The sequence below is a fragment of the Klebsiella sp. PK01 genome (genome assembly GCF_057624675.1).
This window is the reverse complement of record NZ_JBYEZM010000005.1, coordinates 217,796-238,717: the sequence shown is the minus strand read 5'-3', so window position 1 is coordinate 238,717 and position 20,922 is coordinate 217,796. Positions and strand designations below refer to the sequence as shown.

The 20,922-nt window shown below is 56.1% G+C and carries 19 protein-coding genes; 10 read left to right on the top strand and 9 right to left on the bottom strand.

Going from position 1 to position 20,922, the window contains the following annotated elements:
* Positions 1-16 precede the first annotated feature (16 nt).
* On the bottom strand, positions 17-844 hold the full coding sequence (locus tag AC22LX_RS17440; RefSeq protein WP_063447255.1) for a protein bax: 828 nt from the start codon (positions 842-844) through the stop codon (positions 17-19).
* 315 nt (positions 845-1,159) lie between these two features.
* On the opposite strand from AC22LX_RS17440, the gene AC22LX_RS17435 reads away from it, so the two are divergent.
* Together AC22LX_RS17435 and avtA are read left to right on the top strand one after the other, a co-directional pair.
* Positions 1,160-3,190 carry an alpha-amylase gene (locus AC22LX_RS17435; protein ID WP_487334120.1) on the top strand — a complete coding sequence of 677 codons (2,031 nt, stop codon included), beginning with the start codon at positions 1,160-1,162 and terminating at the stop codon, positions 3,188-3,190.
* A 172-nt stretch (positions 3,191-3,362) separates the two neighbouring features.
* Positions 3,363-4,619: a valine--pyruvate transaminase gene (avtA, locus tag AC22LX_RS17430; protein ID WP_015369199.1), complete on the top strand. Its 1,257-nt coding sequence runs from the start codon at positions 3,363-3,365 to the stop codon at positions 4,617-4,619.
* Positions 4,620-4,655: 36 nt separating this feature from the next.
* Here the strand turns inward: avtA and AC22LX_RS17425 are convergent, their stop codons facing one another.
* Both AC22LX_RS17425 and yiaJ read right to left on the bottom strand, forming a co-directional pair.
* Positions 4,656-5,144: a 4Fe-4S binding protein gene (locus AC22LX_RS17425; RefSeq protein ID WP_045390701.1), complete on the bottom strand. Its 489-nt coding sequence runs from the start codon at positions 5,142-5,144 to the stop codon at positions 4,656-4,658.
* Between the two features lie 118 nt (positions 5,145-5,262).
* Positions 5,263-6,081, bottom strand: a complete 819-nt coding sequence (gene yiaJ, locus AC22LX_RS17420) for an IclR family transcriptional regulator YiaJ (RefSeq protein ID WP_045390824.1) — start codon at positions 6,079-6,081, stop codon at positions 5,263-5,265.
* Positions 6,082-6,298: 217 nt separating this feature from the next.
* On the opposite strand from yiaJ, the gene yiaK reads away from it, so the two are divergent.
* The 8 genes from yiaK to araD are packed head-to-tail and all read left to right on the top strand — an operon-like array spanning position 6,299 to position 13,863.
* The gene (gene yiaK, locus AC22LX_RS17415) at positions 6,299-7,297 is read left to right on the top strand and encodes a 3-dehydro-L-gulonate 2-dehydrogenase (RefSeq protein WP_045390698.1); all 999 of its coding nucleotides are present in this window, start codon (positions 6,299-6,301) and stop codon (positions 7,295-7,297) included.
* Positions 7,298-7,308: 11 nt separating this feature from the next.
* Positions 7,309-7,773, top strand: a complete 465-nt coding sequence (locus AC22LX_RS17410; protein ID WP_213292936.1) for a YhcH/YjgK/YiaL family protein — start codon at positions 7,309-7,311, stop codon at positions 7,771-7,773.
* Between the two features lie 38 nt (positions 7,774-7,811).
* On the top strand, positions 7,812-8,735 hold the full coding sequence (locus AC22LX_RS17405; protein WP_063447252.1) for a DUF4862 family protein: 924 nt from the start codon (positions 7,812-7,814) through the stop codon (positions 8,733-8,735).
* A gap of 50 nt (positions 8,736-8,785) precedes the next feature.
* The gene (locus AC22LX_RS17400; protein ID WP_047047711.1) at positions 8,786-10,105 is read left to right on the top strand and encodes an MFS transporter; all 1,320 of its coding nucleotides are present in this window, start codon (positions 8,786-8,788) and stop codon (positions 10,103-10,105) included.
* 48 nt (positions 10,106-10,153) lie between these two features.
* On the top strand, positions 10,154-11,659 hold the full coding sequence (locus AC22LX_RS17395) for an FGGY-family carbohydrate kinase (RefSeq protein ID WP_045390687.1): 1,506 nt from the start codon (positions 10,154-10,156) through the stop codon (positions 11,657-11,659).
* Positions 11,656-12,318: a 3-keto-L-gulonate-6-phosphate decarboxylase UlaD gene (gene ulaD, locus AC22LX_RS17390; RefSeq protein WP_045390684.1), complete on the top strand. Its 663-nt coding sequence runs from the start codon at positions 11,656-11,658 to the stop codon at positions 12,316-12,318. Before AC22LX_RS17395 ends, ulaD begins: the two co-directional genes overlap by 4 nt.
* Positions 12,311-13,171, top strand: a complete 861-nt coding sequence (locus AC22LX_RS17385; RefSeq protein WP_213292934.1) for an L-ribulose-5-phosphate 3-epimerase — start codon at positions 12,311-12,313, stop codon at positions 13,169-13,171. The genes ulaD and AC22LX_RS17385 overlap by 8 nt, the downstream gene beginning before the upstream one ends.
* Entirely contained in the window at positions 13,165-13,863 is a 699-nt protein-coding gene (gene araD / locus AC22LX_RS17380; RefSeq protein ID WP_487334119.1) for an L-ribulose-5-phosphate 4-epimerase, read from the top strand. Before AC22LX_RS17385 ends, araD begins: the two co-directional genes overlap by 7 nt.
* A 40-nt stretch (positions 13,864-13,903) precedes the next feature.
* On the opposite strand, the gene yiaY is transcribed toward araD, so the two are convergent.
* From yiaY to AC22LX_RS17350, 6 genes are all read right to left on the bottom strand, one after another.
* On the bottom strand, positions 13,904-15,055 hold the full coding sequence (yiaY, locus tag AC22LX_RS17375) for an L-threonine dehydrogenase (RefSeq protein ID WP_045359266.1): 1,152 nt from the start codon (positions 15,053-15,055) through the stop codon (positions 13,904-13,906).
* Positions 15,056-15,224: 169 nt separating this feature from the next.
* Positions 15,225-17,081 (bottom strand): selenocysteine-specific translation elongation factor, encoded by a 1,857-nt coding sequence (gene selB / locus AC22LX_RS17370; protein ID WP_063447251.1) that lies wholly within the window; start codon positions 17,079-17,081, stop codon positions 15,225-15,227.
* Positions 17,078-18,466, bottom strand: a complete 1,389-nt coding sequence (selA, locus tag AC22LX_RS17365; protein ID WP_063447250.1) for an L-seryl-tRNA(Sec) selenium transferase — start codon at positions 18,464-18,466, stop codon at positions 17,078-17,080. Before selA ends, selB begins: the two co-directional genes overlap by 4 nt.
* 105 nt (positions 18,467-18,571) lie before the next feature.
* Positions 18,572-19,180, bottom strand: a complete 609-nt coding sequence (locus tag AC22LX_RS17360; RefSeq protein WP_045390670.1) for a glutathione S-transferase — start codon at positions 19,178-19,180, stop codon at positions 18,572-18,574.
* A gap of 91 nt (positions 19,181-19,271) precedes the next feature.
* Positions 19,272-20,408, bottom strand: a complete 1,137-nt coding sequence (locus AC22LX_RS17355) for an HlyD family secretion protein (RefSeq protein WP_063447248.1) — start codon at positions 20,406-20,408, stop codon at positions 19,272-19,274.
* 2 nt (positions 20,409-20,410) lie between these two features.
* The gene (locus AC22LX_RS17350) at positions 20,411-20,776 is read right to left on the bottom strand and encodes a DUF3302 domain-containing protein (protein ID WP_045390667.1); all 366 of its coding nucleotides are present in this window, start codon (positions 20,774-20,776) and stop codon (positions 20,411-20,413) included.
* Positions 20,777-20,922 lie beyond the last annotated feature (146 nt).

Below are 20,922 nucleotides of genomic sequence, written 5' to 3'. Positions count from 1 at the left end.
CACCGGGCATTGATGATTACATATGAGCGGCAATTAAGCGCTGATTGTCCTGATACATGGCGAAGAGATAGTTGTTGTAGCTCGACCCTTTTGTCGAATATCCCTTCAGCTTGTGGATCATCGCGCTGGCAGTTACTTCCTGATCCGTCTTACGCAGCTGTGCGCGAGACTTACGGAAGGATGAATAAGCCGGGTGCGTATTCAGGTTTTTTACATAAGCCTGAACCGACTGCTCGACAGATTCAAACTGGGAGTAGCCTTTCATTGCACCGCGACAGTTACCGCCGCCACACTTCATACCAAACAGGTTGTTGTTCTCACGCGCCAGCTTCGAGGTGCCCCAACCGCTTTCCGCCGCCGCCATGGTTGCCACCATGCTGTTCGGAATAATGTCGACGCGCTCAAGCAGCGAGTTCCATGGTATATGGCGAGTATTGCCAGACCACTTCACTTTATAACGTGAGGCGATGTCTTTCAGGCGCGCCTGCTCGCTCGGCGACCAACGGCCGTCGTATTGCTTAGAGACAAGCCAGTTACGATCTGCCGTGATCGCTTGATTTTGCTTTGTAATGTAAGGCATAACCGTCCGGAGAAACGCTTTTTTCCTTGGTGTCCCGGAAGGGTATTTTCGCAAATCAGGAAGTGAACTGCTCTTTACACTATTGCGAGAATACTCTTGTTTACTGCTAACCTTGATACTACTGGGCTTCTTTACTTTCTTAACTACTGAGGCTTTATGACTCTTTGTTGCTGTGTGCGTTGTCGCCAACACACTACCTGAAAATATACAGGTAAGTAACATGAGTATCGCAGCCCCATATCGTCGCATGGGAATCGATATCATTAGGTCTCCTGGTCGGATTTACTCATTCCAACACCTTGTTTTTCGCAAAAAATCGATAGTTGAATCGCGAATAGTATCAAAAATACCCAGAGAGAGCATCAAGAGAAATAGTCCAATTCCGAATCGCTGTCATCTGAAATCGGTTTCTGCACCGTCGCGAAGGTGCAGAAATGCTATCTCCGTCTCATTTATAGCTCATTTTTTGAACTAAATCACTCACCCCTTTTCATCCTCCCCGCAAATTTAGCGGCAGGATGAGTTCAACCTTATGGCGCGCAGGCACACTGTGATAAAAACCGCTAACAGGACTCCAGCATGAAACTCGCTGCGCTCGCCTCGCTACTGCTGCCCGGGATGGCTTTTGCCGCCTGGACAACCGCTGACTTTCCCGCCTTCACTGAACAGGATGCAGGCCGCTTCACGACGCAAAATGAGGTGACGAAGGGTACCCGCCCTTTGCGGATAAGTTTTGACCAACAGTGCTGGCAGCCTGCGGGGGCGATAAAACTCAATCAGATGCTATCGCTGGAACCTTGTCGGGATACGCCGCCGCAGTGGCGCGTGTTCCGCGACGGGCGCTATACGCTGGAAGTCGATACCCGCTCCGGTACGCCAACGCTGATGCTGTCGCTGGCGGAACAGGAAACAGCCAGCACGCAGCCGCTGGTGCGCCAGTGTCCGAAATGGGATGGTAAACCGTTAACGTTTGATGTCGGCCAGACGTTTGCCGAGGGAAGCCAGGTCCGCGATTTTTACAGCGGTAATATCGCTACGGTGAAAGCGGGCAAAATCACGCTGCGGCCCGCCGAAGGCAGTAATGGGCTCCTGCTGCTTGAAAAAGCGGATAGCGCCGCCAGCGCGGCGTTTAACTGGCATAACGCCACGATCTATTTTGTCCTGACCGATCGCTTCGTCAACGGCAATCCGGCCAACGACAACAGCTACGGGCGCCATAAAGACGGTATGCAGGAGATAGGCACCTTCCACGGCGGCGATTTACAGGGGCTGACCAGCAAGCTGGATTATCTTCAACAGCTTGGCGTCAACGCGCTGTGGATAAGCTCGCCGCTGGAGCAAATTCACGGCTGGGTTGGCGGCGGCGCCAAAGGCGACTTCCCCCACTACGCTTATCACGGTTACTACACCCAGGACTGGACCCGTCTTGACGCCAACATGGGTGACGAAGCCGATCTTCGGCAACTGGTCGATGAAGCCCATCGGCGCGGCATGCGCGTCCTGTTTGATATCGTCATGAATCACACCGGTTACGCCACGCTCGCCGATATGCAGGAATTTCACTTCGGTTCCTTGTACCTGAAAGGCGATGAACTGAAAAAAACACTTGGCGAGCGCTGGACCGACTGGAAACCGGCGCCGGGGCAAAGTTGGCATAGCTTCAATGACTATATCAACTTCAGCGATAAAGCGGGCTGGGAACAATGGTGGGGGAAAAAATGGATCCGCACCGATATCGGCGACTACGACAATCCAGGTTTCGACGATCTCACCATGTCGCTGGCGTTCCTGCCGGATCTGAAAACCGAATCGACGCTCCCTTCTGGCTTGCCAAATTTCTACCGTCACAAGCCGGATACCGCCGCCAAAGAGATAGCCGGCTACACGCCGCGCGACTATCTGACCCACTGGCTTAGCCAATGGGTACGCGACTATGGGATTGACGGTTTCCGCGTCGATACTGCGAAACACGTCGAACTGGACGCCTGGCAGCAGCTCAAAACGCAGGCCACGGCCGCGCTGGCAGACTGGAAAAAAGCGAATCCGCAGAAAGCGCTGGATGACGCCCCATTCTGGATGACCGGCGAGGCCTGGGGCCACGGCGTGATGCAGAGCGACTACTATCGCCACGGTTTCGACGCGATGATTAATTTCGATTATCAGGATCAAGCGGCGAAAGCAGCAAACTGTCTCGCAAACATGGACGCCACCTGGCAGCAGATGGCGGACAAGCTGCAGGATTTCAACGTGCTGAGCTATCTCTCCTCGCACGATACCCGCCTGTTCCGCGAAGGCGGAAGCCGGGCGGCGGAACTGCTATTACTCGCGCCAGGCGCCGTACAACTCTTCTATGGCGATGAATCTTCACGTCCGTTCGGCCCCACGGGTTCCGACCCGCTGCAGGGTACCCGCTCCGATATGAACTGGCAGGATGTTGTCGGTAGCGCATCCGATAACGTCGCGCACTGGCAAAAAATCGCCCAATTCCGCGCCCGCCATCCGGCCATTGGTATGGGTAAACAACAGACGCTGATGCTAGAGCAGGGCTATGGTTTCGTGCGTGAAAGCAGCGCTGATAAAGTGATGGTTGTCTGGGCCGGACAGCAATAGCAGTCGCTTACCGGGCTCCTTGCCGCTGGCGGGAGCCTTTTCAGCACAAATTACTAATATCTCCCCTATTAGCAGAACAAAAAATAGATCGCTCCCTCCTGTGCCGATTTGCACCGCGTTGACGCTGGCGTTATGGTAATTCCCTTTCCAGAAGACCAACAGAATATCCGCGATGACATTTTCACTTTTCGGCGACAAATTCACCCGTCATTCAGGCATCACCCGCCTGATGGAAGACCTCAATGACGGCCTGCGCACACCGGGCGCGATCATGCTGGGCGGCGGCAACCCCGCGCAAATCCCGGAGATGAATGAATACTTCAATAGCCTGCTGGCCGATATGCTGGATAACGGCAAAGCCCTTGATGCGCTTTGCAATTATGATGGTCCGCAAGGGAAAAGCGAGCTTCTGACCTTGCTTGCGCAAATGCTGCGCGAAGAATTAGGCTGGGAGATCGAACCACAGAATATTGCTCTGACGAATGGCAGCCAGAGCGCATTTTTCTACTTATTTAACCTGTTTGCCGGCCGCCGTGCCGACGGCACCACCCGCAAGGTGCTGTTCCCGCTGACGCCGGAATATATCGGCTACGCCGATTCCGGGCTGGAAGAGGATCTGTTTGTCGCCACCCGCCCCAACATTGAACTGCTGCCGGAAGGCCAGTTCAAATATCACGTGGACTTCGAACACCTGCAGATCACCGAAGAGACGGGAATGATCTGCGTCTCCCGGCCAACCAACCCGACCGGTAACGTCATTACCGATGAAGAGCTCATCAAACTGGATGCTCTCGCTAACCAGCATGGCGTCCCGCTGGTTATTGATAACGCCTATGGCGTACCTTTCCCCGGCATTATCTTTAGCGAAGCGCGCCCGCTGTGGAACCCGAATATTGTGCTGTGCATGAGTTTATCCAAGCTCGGACTGCCGGGCACCCGCTGCGGCATCATCATCGCCAACGAAAAAATCATCACCGCGATCAGTAATATGAACGGCATTATCAGCCTCGCCCCGGGCGGAATTGGGCCGGCGATGATGTGCGAAATGATCAAGCGCAAGGACCTGCTGCGGTTGTCCGAAACGGTAATTAAACCGTTCTATTATCAGCGTGTTCAGGAAACTATCGCTACCATTCGCCGCTATTTGCCGGAAGAACGCTGCCTGATTCATAAACCGGAAGGGGCGATTTTCCTGTGGCTGTGGTTTAAGGATCTGCCGATCTCCACCGAGCTGCTGTATCAGCGCCTGAAGCAACGCGGCGTGCTGATGGTACCGGGCGATTACTTCTTCCCGGGGCTGGACAAGCCGTGGCCGCATACGCATCAGTGCATGCGCATGAACTACGTGCCGGACCCGGAGAAAATCGAGGCGGGGGTTAAAATTCTTGCCGAAGAGATTGAGCGCGCCTGGCAGGAGCAAGACGCCTGATGATGTTCCCGGCCATCGCTGGCCGGGAACATCCAGTTACATTGCCTGCGCCGCCCAACGACGGCGCTCGGCGCTTAATCTTTCCAGCTCGGCGGGCTCAATACAGCGCAGCGCCTGAGTCGGGCAGGCCGCTACGCACGCCGGCCCCGTTTGCCGGTGCGCGCACAGGTCGCACTTCAGCGCCTGCACGCCTTCGTCGGTCAACATGACCGTCATCGCCCCATAAGGGCACGCCACCATACAGCTTTTACAACCAATGCACAGCCGTTGATCGACTCGCCAGACGTCGCCCTCATGGCGTATTGCCCCTTCCGGGCAGACGTTCGCGCAAGGGGCATCTTCGCACTGACGACACAGCGTCGCCGTTGATAACTCATCGCTCTTCACTACCCGGATCCGCGGCGCAAAGCGTCTTGCAGAAACGGTAGAACAATCCTGCCCCTGCTGATGCGACACCACGCAGGCCACCTCGCAGGTTCGGCAGCCAATACACTTTTGTGCATCGGCGATAATAAACCGGTTCATCCTCAACTCCCTTCGGGATAAAAACGCAGCGTGCCAGAAAAACCCCGCTGCGCGCTTTGATCCTGAATGGAATCAGCTGCGTTTTAGGCAAATACCCAGCAAGATCTCGCCAGTTGCCTTAGCCTTCGCGAATAACAAACCCCAGCTCGCGGGAAATCGCCTCTGCCGTTTCACGCAATGGTTTAAGCAGATTTTTCTCACCAACCTGTTTCAGGCGCGAAGTCGACAGCGAAATCGAAATGGCGTAAGGCACGCGACCGTGAATATCGAATACCGGTACCGCCAGGCACGAGACGCCGAGTTCGTTCTCTTCGCGGTCCATCGCCATATTACGTTCGCGAATCTGCGCCAGCTCGTCGTTCATCGCCGGCAGGCCGGTAATGGTGTTACGGGTCAACGGCTGAATAATATCCTGATGGCTGTCCCAGTAGCTGGCAACGTAGTCAGGATGGCCGAACGCCATGTAGATCTTACCCATCGCCGAACAGTACAGCGGCATATGCTGGCCAATATAGGCGCGGGTACGCAGCATACCGGTAGTCGGCTCCAGCTTATAAATCAGAATCGCGTGGTCGTCCTCACGGCTGGAGAAGTTCACCGTCTCGCCGGTGGCGATGTTTAAAGCTTCAAGATGCGGCGCAGCGACATGAATAATATTCAGCGACGACAGCGCCTTTTGGCCCACGGCTATAAATTTGGTGGTCAGGCGGTAACTTCCGGCGGCAGGCGCCGGCGTAACGTAGCCACAGGACTGCAGGCCCTGCAACAACCGATGCACGGTACTTTTGTTCAGGCCCGCCAGTTCAGACAGATGCGCCAACGGACAACCGTTTGGATAGTTACTGAGGATCTCAATCAGCATTAACCCGCGAAATAGACTCTGGCTTCCAGCTGGCCTCTCTTTCTCTTGCGTCATTTCACTCTCTTTTGTGCCCATCGCTTCGGCTTCCTTTTTAATCGCGCTCTGATGGTAGCGCAAAGTGTGGTTCAGTTCACGATCTGAACCGAAAAAACACAACCAACTGATTTTAATGATTTTTAAAAATAGCATCTGCCGTTGATCTGTCAAAAATTGATCGTTATATTTGAAATCAGATTTCGATATGTGAAACGTGAAGATAAAAAATCACTCAAATCCTAAGGGGAACACGGGAATGAAAGTAACTTTTGCGCAGCTAAAAGAGGCGTTCAATCGGGTATTACTCTCACGCGGTATTGCGGCGGAAACCGCCGACGCCTGCGCGGAAATGTTCGCCCGCACCACGGAATCCGGCGTCTACTCACACGGAGTGAATCGCTTTCCACGTTTTATTCAGCAACTGGATAACGGCGATATCATTCCGGATGCGAAACCTCAGCGCGTCACCAGCCTTGGCGCTATTGAGCAGTGGGATGCCCGGCGTTCGATTGGCAATCTGACGGCGAAAAAGATGATGGATCGCGCCATTGAATTGGCCTCCGACCACGGCATTGGCCTGGTGGCATTACGCAACGCCAACCACTGGATGCGCGGCGGCAGCTACGGCTGGCAGGCGGCGGAAAAAGGCTATATCGGCATTTGCTGGACCAACTCCATCGCCGTCATGCCGCCGTGGGGCGCGAAAGAGTGCCGCATTGGCACCAATCCGCTGATCGTGGCAATTCCCTCCACTCCCATCACAATGGTCGATATGTCGATGTCGATGTTCTCTTACGGCATGCTGGAGGTTAATCGCCTGGCTGGCCGCACGCTGCCGGTAGATGGCGGGTTTGATGATGACGGTAATTTGACGAAAGAACCCGGCGTGATTGAGAAAAATCGCCGTATCCTGCCGATGGGCTACTGGAAGGGTTCCGGTTTATCAATTGTGCTGGATATGATAGCCACTCTGCTTTCCAACGGTTCCTCCGTTGCTGAAGTCACCCAGGACAATAGCGACGAATATGGCGTATCGCAGATTTTCATCGCCATTGAAGTCGACAAGCTCATTGATGGCAAAACTCGCGATGCCAAACTACAGCGGATCATGGACTTTATCACCACCGCCGAACGCGCCGATGAAAATGTGGCGGTCCGCCTACCGGGCCACGAGTTTACGCGATTGCTGGAAGAAAACCGCCGTAATGGGATCACCGTCGACGACAGCGTATGGGCCAAAATTCAGGCTCTATAGGGGAAACCACTATGATCTTCGGCCATATTTCACAACCGAATCCGTGCCGTCTACCGGCAGCGATTGAAAAGGCGCTCGATTTTCTTCGGACTACCGATTTTCGCCACCACCCGCCCGGCGTCGTCGAAATTGAGGGTAAGAATATTTTTGCGCAGATCATCGATCTGACCACCCGCGCGGCGACAGAAAACCGTCCGGAGGTACATCGGCGTTATTTAGATATTCAATTTCTCGCTTCCGGTGAAGAAAAAATAGGTATCGCCATCGATAGCGGAAATAACCAGATCAGCGAATCGTTATTAGAACAGCGCGATATTATTTTTTATCACGATAGTCAACACGAATCGTTTATTGAAATGATACCCGGTAGCTATGCCATATTCTTTCCACAAGATGTGCATCGCCCTGGATGCATTAAAATGACTGCCACCCCTATTAGAAAAATAGTCATCAAGGTAGCTATCGATATTCTGTAAAAGAACTAATTATCTCATTAAATTTACAGGAGCACATAATGAACATTACTACCGGTTATATTATCGGTGCGTATCCCTGTGCCCCCTCATTTCACCAAAAGAGTGAAGAGGAAGAGAAGGAATTCTGGCGACAACTTGCCGATACTCCAGATATTCGTGGCATAGAACAGCCTTGTCTTGAGCATATCCATCCTTTAGGCGATGAGTGGCTGCTGCGCCATACGCCGGATAACTGGCAAATTGTGATTACCGCCATTATGGAAACCATGCGCCGCCGCGGAGAGAACGCGGGTTTCGGTCTGGCCTCCAGCGATGAACAACAGCGTGTAGCCTGCGTTGAATACTACCGCCACCTTCATCGCAAAATTAATAAAATCAACGGTATTCAACCCGGCAAAGTCACCGCACTTGAGTTACAGGCCGCGCCGCTGGCGGGAGATCAAAACATCACCCAGGCAACGGACGCCTTTTCCCGCTCGCTCAAAGAAATCGCCAGTTGGGACTGGCGCTGCGATCTGGTGCTGGAACACTGTGACGCGATGAATGGCCCGGCGCCGCGTAAAGGCTTTCTGCCCCTGGATAATGTACTGGAAGTTATTGCCGACTATGAGATAAGCGTGTGCATTAACTGGGCGCGCTCGGCCATTGAAGGCCGCGATACCGCGCTGCCGTTGGCCCATACCCGGCAGGTTAAACAGGCCGGTAAACTGGGCGCGCTGATGTTTTCCGGCACCACCCAAACAGGCGAATATGGCGAATGGCAGGATTTACACGCGCCGTTTGCCCCCTTCTGCCCGCAAAGCCTGATGACCGCGCAGCATGCCCGCGATATTTTCGCCTGCGCCGCCGGCGCATCGTTGCAGTTCGCCGGTATTAAATTACTGGAAATAGACGCGAATGCCGATGTTAACCACCGCATAGCCATTTTGCGTGACGGTATCACCATATTAAAAAACGCATAAGAACAACTACGTTTTCATTGTCATAATATTTACTCTACGAGAATATTAATATGAACATGACCTCTCGCCCTACAGCAAAAGATATTCCACGCCAGCGTTGGCTGAGAATTATCCCACCGATTCTTATTGCCTGTATTATTTCCTATATGGACCGCGTTAATATCGCATTTGCGATGCCGGGCGGTATGGATGCCGAACTGGGTATTTCCGCCACCATGGCGGGGCTCGCTGGCGGTATTTTCTTTATTGGTTATTTATTCTTACAAGTCCCTGGCGGAAAAATTGCCGTACACGGCAGCGGCAAGAAATTTATCGGCTGGTCGCTGGTCGCCTGGGCCATTATTTCCGTACTGACCGGTTTAATCACCAATCAATACCAACTGCTGATCCTGCGCTTCTTATTAGGGGTGGCGGAAGGCGGCATGCTGCCGGTGGTGCTAACGATGATCAGCAACTGGTTCCCGGACGCTGAACGCGGTCGCGCCAACGCCATTGTGATTATGTTTGTGCCGATTGCCGGGATTATTACCGCCCCGCTGTCAGGCTGGATCATCACCGTTCTCGACTGGCGCTGGCTATTTATTATCGAAGGCTTGCTCTCGGTGGTCGTGCTGGCGCTGTGGGCATACACCGTTTATGACCGCCCGCAGGAAGCGCGCTGGATATCCGCAGCGGAAAAAACCTACCTGGTCGAAACGCTGGCGGCGGAACAAAAGGCGATTGCCGGAACTGAAGTCAAAAATGCCTCGCTCGGCGCGGTGCTCTCTGACAAAACCATGTGGCAGCTCATCGCCCTTAACTTCTTCTACCAAACCGGGATTTACGGTTACACCCTGTGGCTGCCGACCATTCTGAAAGAGCTGACCCATAGCAGCATGGGACAAGTCGGCGTGCTCGCCATCCTGCCCTACGTTGGCGCGATTGCCGGTATGTTCCTTTTCTCTTCGCTCTCCGATCGTACCGGCAAACGCAAGCTATTCGTCTGCCTGCCGCTGATCGGCTTCGCACTGTGCATGTTCCTCTCCGTGGCGTTGAAAAATCACATCTGGCTGGCCTATGCCGCGCTGGTTGGCTGCGGATTCTTCCTGCAATCCGCCGCAGGCGTGTTCTGGACCATACCGGCACGCCTGTTCAGCGCCGAAATGGCCGGCGGCGCCCGCGGGGTGATCAACGCTCTCGGTAACCTCGGCGGCTTCTGCGGTCCTTACGCCGTGGGCGTACTGATCACCCTCTACAGCAAAGATGCCGGCGTCTATTGCCTGGCTATCTCACTGGCGCTGGCGGCCCTGATGGCGCTGCTGCTGCCGGCAAAATGCGATGCCGGCGCAGCACCCGCAAAGACGATGACTCCGCGTAACCACGCAGCTTAAAACTGTCCCGGACGGCCAGGCGTCGTCCGGAAAAACTGGAAGACTAAGATGAGTGAAAAAGAGACCTTCTGGCTGGGTATCGATTGTGGCGGTACTTATCTAAAAGCCGGTTTATATAACAGCCAGGGCGTAGAGCGGCGTATCGAGCGCTGCCCTTTACGCACCCTCAGCGCGCAGCCGGGATACGCCGAGCGGGAAATGGATCTGCTCTGGCAACGCTGCCATGAAACCATCGCCAGGCTGCTCAGCGCCGCTAACGTCAATGGTAAGCAAATCAAGGGCATCGCTATCTCCGCGCAGGGCAAAGGGCTATTTCTACTTGATAAACAGGATCGCCCGTTAGGTAACGCGATGCTCTCCTCCGATCGTCGGGCGTTGGAAATCGTTCAACGCTGGCAGCAGGATGGCATCCCTGAGCGACTGTATCCCCTTACCCGCCAGACGCTGTGGACAGGCCATCCCGCTTCATTGCTGCGGTGGCTGAAAGAAAATGAACCGCAGCGCTATGGGCAAATCGGCTGCGTCATGATGGCCCATGATTATCTTCGCTGGCGTTTAACCGGGATGAAGGGCTGTGAAGAGAGCAACATTTCTGAGTCCAATCTCTACAACATGAACAGCGGGCAATACGATCCGCGCCTGACCCAGTGGTTAGGCATAAGTGAAATTGACGAGGCGCTACCGCCGATCGTCGGCTCTGCGGAAATATGCGGGGAAATCACCGCTCAGGCGGCCGCCGTTACCGGTCTGGCGGCGGGAACACCCGTTGTCGGCGGTCTGTTTGATGTGGTTTCTACCGCGCTCTGCGCGGGCCTCAATGATGAATCAGTGCTCAATGCGGTGATGGGGACCTGGGCGGTCACCAGCGGGATCACCCACGGACTGCGTGAGCATGAGGCTCATCCTTACGTCTATGGCCGTTTCGTCAATGACGGTGAATACATCGTCCACGAAGCGAGCCCCACCTCTTCCGGCAATCTTGAATGGTTTACCGCGCAGTGGGGCGGGCTCTCATTTACCGAGATTAATGAGGCCGTCGCCAGCCTGCCAAAAGCGGGAAGCGAGCTCTTCTTTCTGCCGTTCCTTTACGGTAGCAACGCCGGCCTGGAGATGACCGGCGGTTTTTACGGCATGCAGGCCATGCACACCCGCGCGCATTTACTACAGGCGGTGTATGAAGGGGTGGTCTTCAGCCATATGACACATCTCAACCGCATGCGCGAGCGCTTTACCCAAGTCCAGGCTCTGCGCGTCACCGGCGGTCCGGCGCATTCCGAGGTATGGATGCAAATGCTGGCGGACGTCAGCGGTCTGCGCATCGAACTGCCGCAGGTTGAAGAGACCGGTTGTTTTGGCGCCGCGCTTGCCGCCCGCGTCGGTACCGGCGTCTATCGCCACTTCCGCGAGGCCCTGAGCAGCCTGCAGCATCCGGTACGAACCCTGCTGCCTGACATGACCGCGCACCGTCTTTATCAGCGTAAATACCGCCAATACCAGCAATTGATTAGCGCACTACAGGGCTATCACGCCCGCATTAAGGAGCACACATTATGAGCCGACCATTACTACAACTGGCGCTCGACCATACCAGCCTGGAAGCCGCCCAGCGCGATGTCGCCGTACTGCGCCATCACGTTGATATCGTGGAAGCGGGCACAATTCTGTGTCTGACGGAAGGACTCAACGCGGTAAAAGCCCTGCGCGCCCAGTGTCCGGATAAAATTATCGTCGCCGACTGGAAAGTCGCCGACGCTGGCGAAACGCTGGCCCAACAGGCCTTTGCCGCAGGCGCCAACTGGATGACCATTATCTGCGCCGCGCCGCTGGCGACCGTTGAGAAAGGCCATGCCGTCGCCCAGTCCTGCGGCGGCGATATTCAGATTGAACTCTTCGGTAACTGGACGCTGGATGACGCGCGCGACTGGTACCGCATCGGCGTCCGCCAGGCGATTTATCACCGCGGCCGCGATGCACAGGCCAGCGGCCAGCAGTGGGGCGACGCCGATCTGGCGCGTATGAAAGCGCTGTCGGATATCGGCCTGCAACTGTCTATTACCGGCGGCATCACGCCGGCCGACTTACCCCTGTTTAGCGATATTGACGTCAAAGCGTTTATTGCCGGACGCGCGCTGGCGGGCGCGGCGCAGCCCGCGCAGGTTGCGAGTGATTTCCAAACCCAAATCAACGCCATCTGGGGAGAACAGCATGCGTAATCATCCCTTAGGCATCTATGAGAAAGCGCTGGCGAAAAATCTTAGCTGGCCAGAACGGCTGGTGCTGGCGAAAAGCTGCGGTTTTGATTTTGTCGAAATGTCGGTCGATGAAACCGACGAACGTCTGGCGCGCCTGGAGTGGAGCGCCACCCAGCGCGCCTCTCTGGTCGCGGCGATGCTGGAGACCGGGGTAGCCATTCCGTCAATGTGCCTGTCTGCCCATCGCCGCTTCCCGTTTGGCAGCCGCGATGAGCCAACCCGGCTGCGGGCGCGCGAGATCATGACCAAAGCCATTCAACTGGCTCGCGATTTAGGGATCCGCACCATCCAACTGGCAGGTTATGACGTCTACTACGAAGAACACGATGACGGCACGCAGCAGCGTTTTGCCGAAGGGCTGGCGTGGGCGGTCGAACAGGCGGCCGCGGCGCAGGTTATGCTGGCGGTCGAAATCATGGACACCGCGTTTATGAACTCCATCAGCAAATGGAAAAAGTGGGACGAGATGCTCGCCTCGCCGTGGTTCAGCGTCTATCCGGACGTCGGCAATCTGAGCGCCTGGGGCAACGACGTCAGCGCCGAGCTTAAACTGGGCATCGACCGCATCGCCGCTATCCATCTTAAAGACGCGCTACCCGTAACCGCACAATCGCCGGGGCAGTTTCGCGACGTCCCCTTCGGCGAGGGTTGTGTCGATTTTGTCGGCATCTTCAAAACGCTGCATGAGCTGAACTATCGCGGTTCATTCTTAATTGAGATGTGGACGGAAAAAGCCAAAGAGCCGGTACTGGAAATTATACAGGCGCGCCGCTGGATAGAAGCGCGGATGCAAGAAGGAGGTTTCACATGTTAGAACAATTGAAGTCTGAGGTATTAGCCGCCAACCTGGCGCTACCTGCGCATCAGCTAGTGACGTTCACCTGGGGCAACGTGAGCGCCGTCGATGAAACGGGCAAGCTGATGGTTATCAAGCCATCCGGGGTGGAGTACGACGTCATGCGCGCTGACGACATGGTGGTCGTCGATATCGCCAGCGGCCATGTGGTTGAAGGCACTAAAAAGCCCTCCTCCGATACGCCAACCCACCTTGCCTTGTACCGCCGCTACCCGCAAATCGGCGGTATCGTTCACACCCACTCGCGCCACGCGACGATCTGGTCGCAGGCAGGGTTGGATTTACCGGCCTGGGGCACCACGCACGCGGATTATTTTTATGGCGCGATCCCCTGTACCCGCCTGATGACTGCCGATGAAATTAATGGTGAATATGAGTATCAGACCGGCGAGGTGATCGTTAAAACCTTTGAAGCGCGCGATCTCGATCCCATGCAGGTCCCGGCAGTGCTAGTGCATTCACACGGTCCGTTTGCGTGGGGTAAAAACGCCGCCGACGCCGTGCATAATGCCGTCGTCCTCGAAGAGTGCGCTTATATGGGGCTTTTTTCCCGTCAGCTCACGCCACAGCTGACCGATATGCAGCAAGAACTGCTCGACAAACATTATCTGCGTAAGCACGGCGCGAATGCCTATTACGGGCAAAACTAACATCACCCGGCGGCGTATCGCCGCCGGGGAGTTTTTAGGATTACATCGCGGCGCGGAAAATCGCCATGATTTCTTCGTGGGTCGCCTGAATCGGATTGGTTAAACCGCAGGCATCTTTCAGCGCGTTGCTGGCCAGTAGCGGAATATCCTCTTCTTTAACGTTCAGATCGCGCAGACCGGCCGGAATGCCGACTTTACGCGCCAGCTCGCGGATGGCCGCGATGCAGGCTTCCGCGCCCTGTTTGTCATTCAGCCCGGCAACGTTCACACCCATCGCCTGCGCGCAGTCACGCAGACGCGCGGCGGCGACGCTGCAGTTATACTCCTGCACGAATGGCAGCAGGACGGCGTTGCAGACGCCGTGCGGCAGATCGTAGAAGCCGCCCAGCTGGTGCGCCATCGCGTGGACATAGCCCAGCGACGCGTTGTTGAAGGCCATCCCGGCGAGGAACTGCGCATAGGCCATTGCTTCACGCGCCTGTTCATTACCGCCATCTTCCACTGCGTGAGTTAAATTCTGTGAAATCATGGTCATCGCTTTCAACGCGCAGGCATCGGTGATCGGCGTCGCCGCGATAGAAACATAGGCTTCGATAGCGTGAGTCAGCGCGTCCATACCGGTAGCGGCGGTCAGTGATTTCGGCATCCCCATCATCAGCGAAGAGTCGTTAACCGACAGAACCGGCGTCACGTGCTTATCGACAATCGCCATTTTGATGTGGCGATCGACATCGGTGATGATGCAGAAGCGGGTCATTTCAGAAGCCGTACCGGCGGTGGTATTGATAGCGATCATCGGCAGTTGCGGTTTTGCCGAACGGTCCACCCCTTCATAGTCACGGATGTTGCCGCCGTTTGCCGCGACCAGCGCGATCCCTTTCGCGCAATCGTGCGGCGAACCGCCGCCCAGAGAAATCACGCAGTCGCAGTTATTCTCTTTCAGCAACGCCAGGCCGTTTTCGACGTTCAGAGTCGTCGGGTTCGGGTGCACGCCGTCATACACCACGCTGAAGATATCCCGTTCCTGCAACGCCTTTTGTACTTCACCCGCCATACCTAATTTATTCAGCATCGCGTCGGTGACGATTAATGCCCGACGATATCCGTATTGCTGGATAGTATTCATCGCTTCAGTAACAGAACCAGCGCCAATAACGTTTACTGGCGGAATATAAAAAGTCGATGCAGCCATGATGATTCCTTCATTTAGGTGAATATCATGGAAGGGTACGAGGATGTCGCAATAAAAAACATGACCTGAACGCCATTTTTGGCAAGAAATTGGATGAAAAACAGTACGTTAATATTTTCATTTTTAACGTACTGTTAAACATTACCGGCTTAATTTTTCATTTGCGTTATTATTCGCCGTTTTTATTTTCAGGGAATAACAGCGCGTCGCGGAGAAGATGATCGTTACCACGACGGCGGGTAAAGCCAATGCGGTCGAAATATTCAAGAATTTGAATCGCCAGTTTACGGCCAATATTTAGCGTATCGCGAAAATCCGCTGCGCAGGTGGAACCGCGCTGCAGATCCAGGCGGCGGATCAACTGCGCAAATTCAACGATGCGATCGTTGCGATAATAACGATCTTTTACGATCGCCGTAATCATCCCCTGCTGCGCCGCCTGCCGCAGCACCGCGCGCATCAACGACTCTTCGACGTTCAGATCGCGCGCCAGGTCGCGTACCCACCATGGCTCATCGGCGAAGAGCGGTTCCACGCGCTGCCAGATGGCCTGCTGCTCATCGGTAAACCCGGCTTTATGCTCCGGCAGGTGCAGCCAGCCGTGATGGCTTTGAATGACGCCGCTGCTGCGCATCTGTTCAATCAACAGCAGCACCAGCGCTTCATCTTCCATCGGCAGCGCAATTCGCCGCAGGCGTTCACGACCGGGCCCCGGCTCATCGCGATGCTGGTCGTGATAACGGGCCAGCGCGTCGAGCAGCTTTTTCTGCCAGCGGGCGGCCAGCGGCGCGCTAAGCAGACTGTTACCGGCCTGCAGGTAATCCGGACGGTTAATTAATGCCGTCAGGCCGTCGGCGCTCAGCTGCCGCGCCCAGGCAAACTCGTCAAGACGCACCGCATCACGCTGCAGATGAATATCCAACGCCTGCGCGTCGTCTCGCGCGGCGGCGAGCAAAGAGAGCCACTGCAGATATTCCGGTTTGCGTTTACCGCGGCGCGGCGGATTCAGCGTCACCACCCGCGCGCCAGCCAGCGTCAAACGGGCGGAGATATCGCGCAACACCAGGCGATCGTTATCCGCCAGCCACAGCGGGGTATCCAGCACCAGCTCGGCCAAATTGCTTTCCAGTAGCGAAACGCGGCCGGTGATATGGCTGGCGGCATGGTGGATGTGCAGCGACTGCCACTGGCTGAGCGGCGCGTGGCAGGTCAGCTCGACAATCGCCCGCTCGCAAGGTTCTGCGGGCTGCGCCGAGAGCAGCCAGTCGCCGCGGCTGAGATCCTCTTTTTGCGCGTCGCCGACGATGTTCAGCGCGATACGCTGCCCGGCCCGCGCCTGCTCAACCGGCTGATTTTGCGCATGCAGCCCGCGGACGCGCATGGGTTTATTGGCGCCGGTCAGCCAGAGGGTATCGCCGATTTTTACCTCGCCGGATAACGCCGTCCCGGTCACCACCAGCCCCGCGCCCTTGACGGTAAAGGCGCGATCCAGCGCCAGACGAAAACGCTGATGTCGCGGATGCTCGCGCTCAGCCAGCTGAAGCAAATGGCTGCGCAGTTCGGCAATGCCGAGATTTTCCGTCGCCGCGGTGGCGAAGAAAGCAGCGGCGTTGAACCCCAGTTCGCTCAGCGTGGATTCCACCTGCGCCCGAACTTCGGCAACGCGGGCCGCTTCCACGCGGTCCGTTTTGGTCAACGCGACGGTTAACGTCGGTTTTCCCGTCAGCTGCAGAATCGCCAGATGCTCGCGGGTTTGCGCCATCACGCCGTCATCGCAGGCCACCACCAACAGCGCGTGATCGATCCCGCCCACGCCGGCCAGCATGTTGGACAAAAACTTTTCATGCCCCGGAACATCGATAAAACCCAACACCCGGCCATCGGGCTGCGGCCAATAGGCGTAGCCGAGATCGATAGTCATCCCGCGTGATTTCTCTTCCGGCAGGCGATCGGCGTTGACGCCGGTAATCGCCTGCAGCAGCGTGGTTTTGCCGTGGTCCACATGACCGGCGGTGGCAATAATCATCTCAATAACATCTCCATAAACCGGGGTTCATCTTCAAGACAGCGCAGATCCAGCCACAGACGGCCATCATAGATTCTGCCGATCGTCGGTATCGGTAAGGCGCGCCAGCGGGCGGCCAGCGCTTCCAGCTGGCTGCCGCGACCATCGCGCGGCGTAAAGGTTAACGCGGCGCTGGGCAGTCGGTCGACCGGCAACGACCCGCTGCCAATCTGCGACAAACACGCTTCAACGCGCACGTCGAAATCGCTATAGTGCGCCGCCAGCCCAGGCTGTATGCGCTCGCCCTGCTGGCGAATATCCTCGGCGCGGCGGGTTAGCAGGCGTAGCGTCGGCAACTCGTCGGCCAGCGCTTCCGGATGCAGATACAGGCGCAGAGTCGCCTCCAGCGCCGCCAGGGTCATTTTATCCGCCCGCAGCGCGCGCTTAAGCGGATGACTCTGTAACTTCGCGATCAGCGACCTGTCGCCGACGATAATCCCCGCCTGCGGCCCGCCGAGCAGCTTATCGCCGGAAAAGCTCACCAGGTTCACGCCCGCGGCAATCAATTCCTGCGGCATTGGTTCTTTCGGTAAACCGTACTGGCTCAAATCCACCAGCGAGCCGCTGCCGAGATCGGCCACCACCGGTACGCCATATTCGCGGCCAATTTCCGCCAGTTCCGCTTCATCAATCGCTTTGGTAAAACCTTCAATGCTGTAGTTGCTGGTATGCACTTTCATCAGCAGGGCGGTCTGCTCATTGATAGCCTGACGATAATCTTTGGCGTGGGTGCGGTTAGTGGTGCCCACTTCATGCAGCAGACAGCCGGCCTGGCGCATGACGTCGGGGATGCGAAATGCGCCGCCGATCTCGACCAGTTCGCCGCGCGAGACCACCACTTCTTTCCCGCTGGCCGTCGCCGCCAGCATCAGCAGCACCGCCGCCGCGTTGTTATTGACGATACAGGCATCTTCCGCGCCGGTAATGCGGCACAGCAGATCGGCCAATGCCCGGTCGCGATGACCGCGTCCGGCATCATCGAGATCGTATTCCAGCGTGACCGGCGCGCGCATCGCCTGCGCTACCGCCTGTACCGCGGCTTCCGCCTGGATTGCGCGCCCCAGATTGGTGTGCAGCACGGTGCCCGTGAGGTTGAATACCGGACGCAGCGCGCTCTGCTGATTAAGATTCAGCCGGCTGGCGGTCTCTTGCGGCCAGTCGTCGCACCACTCTGGCAATGCCTGCGCCTGGCGGATATGCTCCCGCGCCTCATCCAACATCTGGCGCAGCAGCGCCACGATTTGCGAATGGCCATGACGATCGAGCAGTAAAGCAAAAGCGGGATCGCGAAGTAAACGATCAATGGCCGGAAGCCGGGTATAAAGCGCGCGAGTATCGGTAGACATGAGTGAACCTGACGATAAGTTATTTTCCCCCCTCCCGACGGGAGAGGGAGTCAACAATGAGTGGCGATTGTAACGCCTGCGCGAGGAAACTGTTACCTGCCTGGGTCAACTCCCTGGCGGTTCGGTACGCGCAAAACTGGCGCGCTGAAATAAGGTCTCGACCAGTTTGACCAGTTTTGGCCGCGTCGCACACCATCCGGGAGCCACGCGACGGAAATTCAGATAAGCAATGGCGCAGGCGGCAGTAATGGTCGCCAGATTCAGTTCACCATTACGCAAGGTACCGTCGACGGCATACCCTTCCAACATATCAAGACCGCGGGCGATTTTTTCCCGCTGGCGGAGCAGCTCGGTTTCTGACTGCTGGGCCGCCGGACGCGCTTTTTCCCGCACCAGCGCGATCGCCGCCTCCATGATGCCGTCAGATAAGGCTTCCAGCTGGCGTATCTTCAGCGCCGCCAGAGGTTCCGCGGGCAGCATCGCCGGCGCGACGTTAAGCAGTTCCAGATATTGCGCAATAATGGGCGAATCAAACCAGCACGCGCCGTCATCGGTCAGCAGCGCCGGGACTTTACCCAGCGGGTTGTACTGCGCCACGCCGTTGACGTCGTTATAGGGGAATTCGTTCACAAACTCGAAGGGAATCGCCTTTTCCAGCAAGATGACGGAAATTTTACGTACAAAAGGACTGGTATAGCTGCCGATAAGTTTCATTGCCTGCTCCTTTCGCCAACGAAAAGATCAGTATGGTTCAGGCGCAGGCAAATGGCAGGCGCGACGTTGTCTCAACCTGCCGCCGATCGCATTAATGATCGAGATAGAGGTAGTGCATCCAGCTGGTCATGCGCAGCAGCACTTTTCTCATCACCGACACGTGGGTGAAATGGTCGGAATAGACCGCTACCTGGGCGTAGATGCCGTCGGGCAGCGCATCGACTTGCGCATCGGGATCCAGTTCAATCGTCGCCAGCACGCCATCGGTACCCGGCGTGACGCTCAGCGACTGCAGCGATCCCTGCGCCTGATAAGTCCCCCCCGGCACCACCGGCAATACGTTTACCAGTTTACCGTGGAATACCTGCCCTGGCAGTGCGTTAAACACCGCTTCGGCATCATCGCCGGCTTCCAGCCTGAGCAACGAATTCTGGCGGAACTGGGCGACAATCAGCCGTTTTTGTTGCGGAATAAAGACCATCACCGGGCGCAGCGGCAGCGACGCGGCGTAGGTTCCCGGGCGAATCAGTACCTGGGTAATGTAGCCATCGCTCGGCGCCCGGACGGTGGTCTGATCGAGATTATATTTCGCTTCCGCCAACTGCGCGCGCAGGCTCACCACCTGCGACTGTTCGCCATTCAGCGTGCTATCCAGTTGGCTCTGAATCTGCGCCTGCTCGGCGACGGAGGCTTTCACCAATGCATCCTGGGCAAGGTAGTTTTGCCGGGCATTATCGATATCGCTTTCCGAAAACGGGTTGACCCGCGCCTGGCTGCCTTTCAAATAGCGCTGATAATCTTTATACAGCCGGTCGAGCTCGGCGGAAACGCGCACGGTGTTCGCCTGCGCTTCCTGCAGTTGGGCTTTCAGGGTGTTGATACTGTGCAATGCGGTGACCAAATCGGCCTGCAGTCGGTCGACACGCGCCTGGTAGCGCGCCGGGTCGATAGTAAATAATACCTCGCCCTTTTTCACCCGCTGGTTGGCTTTATCGGTCACGCTGCTGACAATGCCGGTAACCTGCGGCGTAATAGGAATGGAAATAACCGCTTTCTGCGCCGTAAAAGTATAAGGGTGGTTATAGTTCATCAATAAAATAAGCGCGCTAACAATAAATACGCCGCCCAGGGCCGCGGTCGGGACCGTCCATTTATTTACCGGAATACGGAATATTTTAAATACCGACCACGCAATGGCCACGTACGTCAAAATGATCAACAGGTCCATGATTATTTCTCCGTCGAGGATGGCGGCGCTGTCGGCTGCAGATGCGCGATTTTATGTTCGAGTTCAGCGATACGCTGATTGAGCTGCGCCAGCTCGCTGTCGGCATCATCAGACCCTGCTTCATTCGGCTTATGCTGCATTCCCCAGCCGCGCTCCGGCTGATAGAGGGTGGCCCAGATCCATAAAAATGGCCATATTACGTGCAGCGTAAACAGGCTGACCCACCCCGCGACGTGAATTGCGTCAGAGTGCGGATGATTACGTTTCTTCGCAATCAGGTACGGAATATCGTGCAAAATAATAATCCCGTAAAAAATAACCAGAAAAACGAAGATCAGAACGCCCAGCGCAAAATAATTGAGAAACATAATTTCCTCGATTCACGCTAATAGATTATTGGAATTGTGAGCGACCACGAAGCGGCGCCTGGCTGACAATTTGAGCATAATTCACCGTATTCATTTCCGCCATCAGCGGCAAAAAATGTTCTTCATGCAGGCGAGTTGCAAAGTTA

Excerpts from the sequence above, each read along its gene's own strand:
- AC22LX_RS17440 (WP_063447255.1), bottom strand. The coding sequence starts at position 844 with ATGATATCGATTCCCATGCGACGATATGGGGCTGCGATACTCATGTTA.
- AC22LX_RS17435 (WP_487334120.1), top strand. The coding sequence starts at position 1,160 with ATGAAACTCGCTGCGCTCGCCTCGCTACTGCTGCCCGGGATGGCTTTT.
- avtA (WP_015369199.1), top strand. The coding sequence starts at position 3,363 with ATGACATTTTCACTTTTCGGCGACAAATTCACCCGTCATTCAGGCATC.
- AC22LX_RS17425 (WP_045390701.1), bottom strand. The coding sequence starts at position 5,144 with ATGAACCGGTTTATTATCGCCGATGCACAAAAGTGTATTGGCTGCCGA.
- yiaJ (WP_045390824.1), bottom strand. The coding sequence starts at position 6,081 with ATGGGCACAAAAGAGAGTGAAATGACGCAAGAGAAAGAGAGGCCAGCT.
- yiaK (WP_045390698.1), top strand. The coding sequence starts at position 6,299 with ATGAAAGTAACTTTTGCGCAGCTAAAAGAGGCGTTCAATCGGGTATTA.
- AC22LX_RS17410 (WP_213292936.1), top strand. The coding sequence starts at position 7,309 with ATGATCTTCGGCCATATTTCACAACCGAATCCGTGCCGTCTACCGGCA.
- AC22LX_RS17405 (WP_063447252.1), top strand. The coding sequence starts at position 7,812 with ATGAACATTACTACCGGTTATATTATCGGTGCGTATCCCTGTGCCCCC.
- AC22LX_RS17400 (WP_047047711.1), top strand. The coding sequence starts at position 8,786 with ATGAACATGACCTCTCGCCCTACAGCAAAAGATATTCCACGCCAGCGT.
- AC22LX_RS17395 (WP_045390687.1), top strand. The coding sequence starts at position 10,154 with ATGAGTGAAAAAGAGACCTTCTGGCTGGGTATCGATTGTGGCGGTACT.
- ulaD (WP_045390684.1), top strand. The coding sequence starts at position 11,656 with ATGAGCCGACCATTACTACAACTGGCGCTCGACCATACCAGCCTGGAA.
- AC22LX_RS17385 (WP_213292934.1), top strand. The coding sequence starts at position 12,311 with ATGCGTAATCATCCCTTAGGCATCTATGAGAAAGCGCTGGCGAAAAAT.
- araD (WP_487334119.1), top strand. The coding sequence starts at position 13,165 with ATGTTAGAACAATTGAAGTCTGAGGTATTAGCCGCCAACCTGGCGCTA.
- yiaY (WP_045359266.1), bottom strand. The coding sequence starts at position 15,055 with ATGGCTGCATCGACTTTTTATATTCCGCCAGTAAACGTTATTGGCGCT.
- selB (WP_063447251.1), bottom strand. The coding sequence starts at position 17,081 with ATGATTATTGCCACCGCCGGTCATGTGGACCACGGCAAAACCACGCTG.
- selA (WP_063447250.1), bottom strand. The coding sequence starts at position 18,466 with ATGTCTACCGATACTCGCGCGCTTTATACCCGGCTTCCGGCCATTGAT.
- AC22LX_RS17360 (WP_045390670.1), bottom strand. The coding sequence starts at position 19,180 with ATGAAACTTATCGGCAGCTATACCAGTCCTTTTGTACGTAAAATTTCC.
- AC22LX_RS17355 (WP_063447248.1), bottom strand. The coding sequence starts at position 20,408 with ATGGACCTGTTGATCATTTTGACGTACGTGGCCATTGCGTGGTCGGTA.
- AC22LX_RS17350 (WP_045390667.1), bottom strand. The coding sequence starts at position 20,776 with ATGTTTCTCAATTATTTTGCGCTGGGCGTTCTGATCTTCGTTTTTCTG.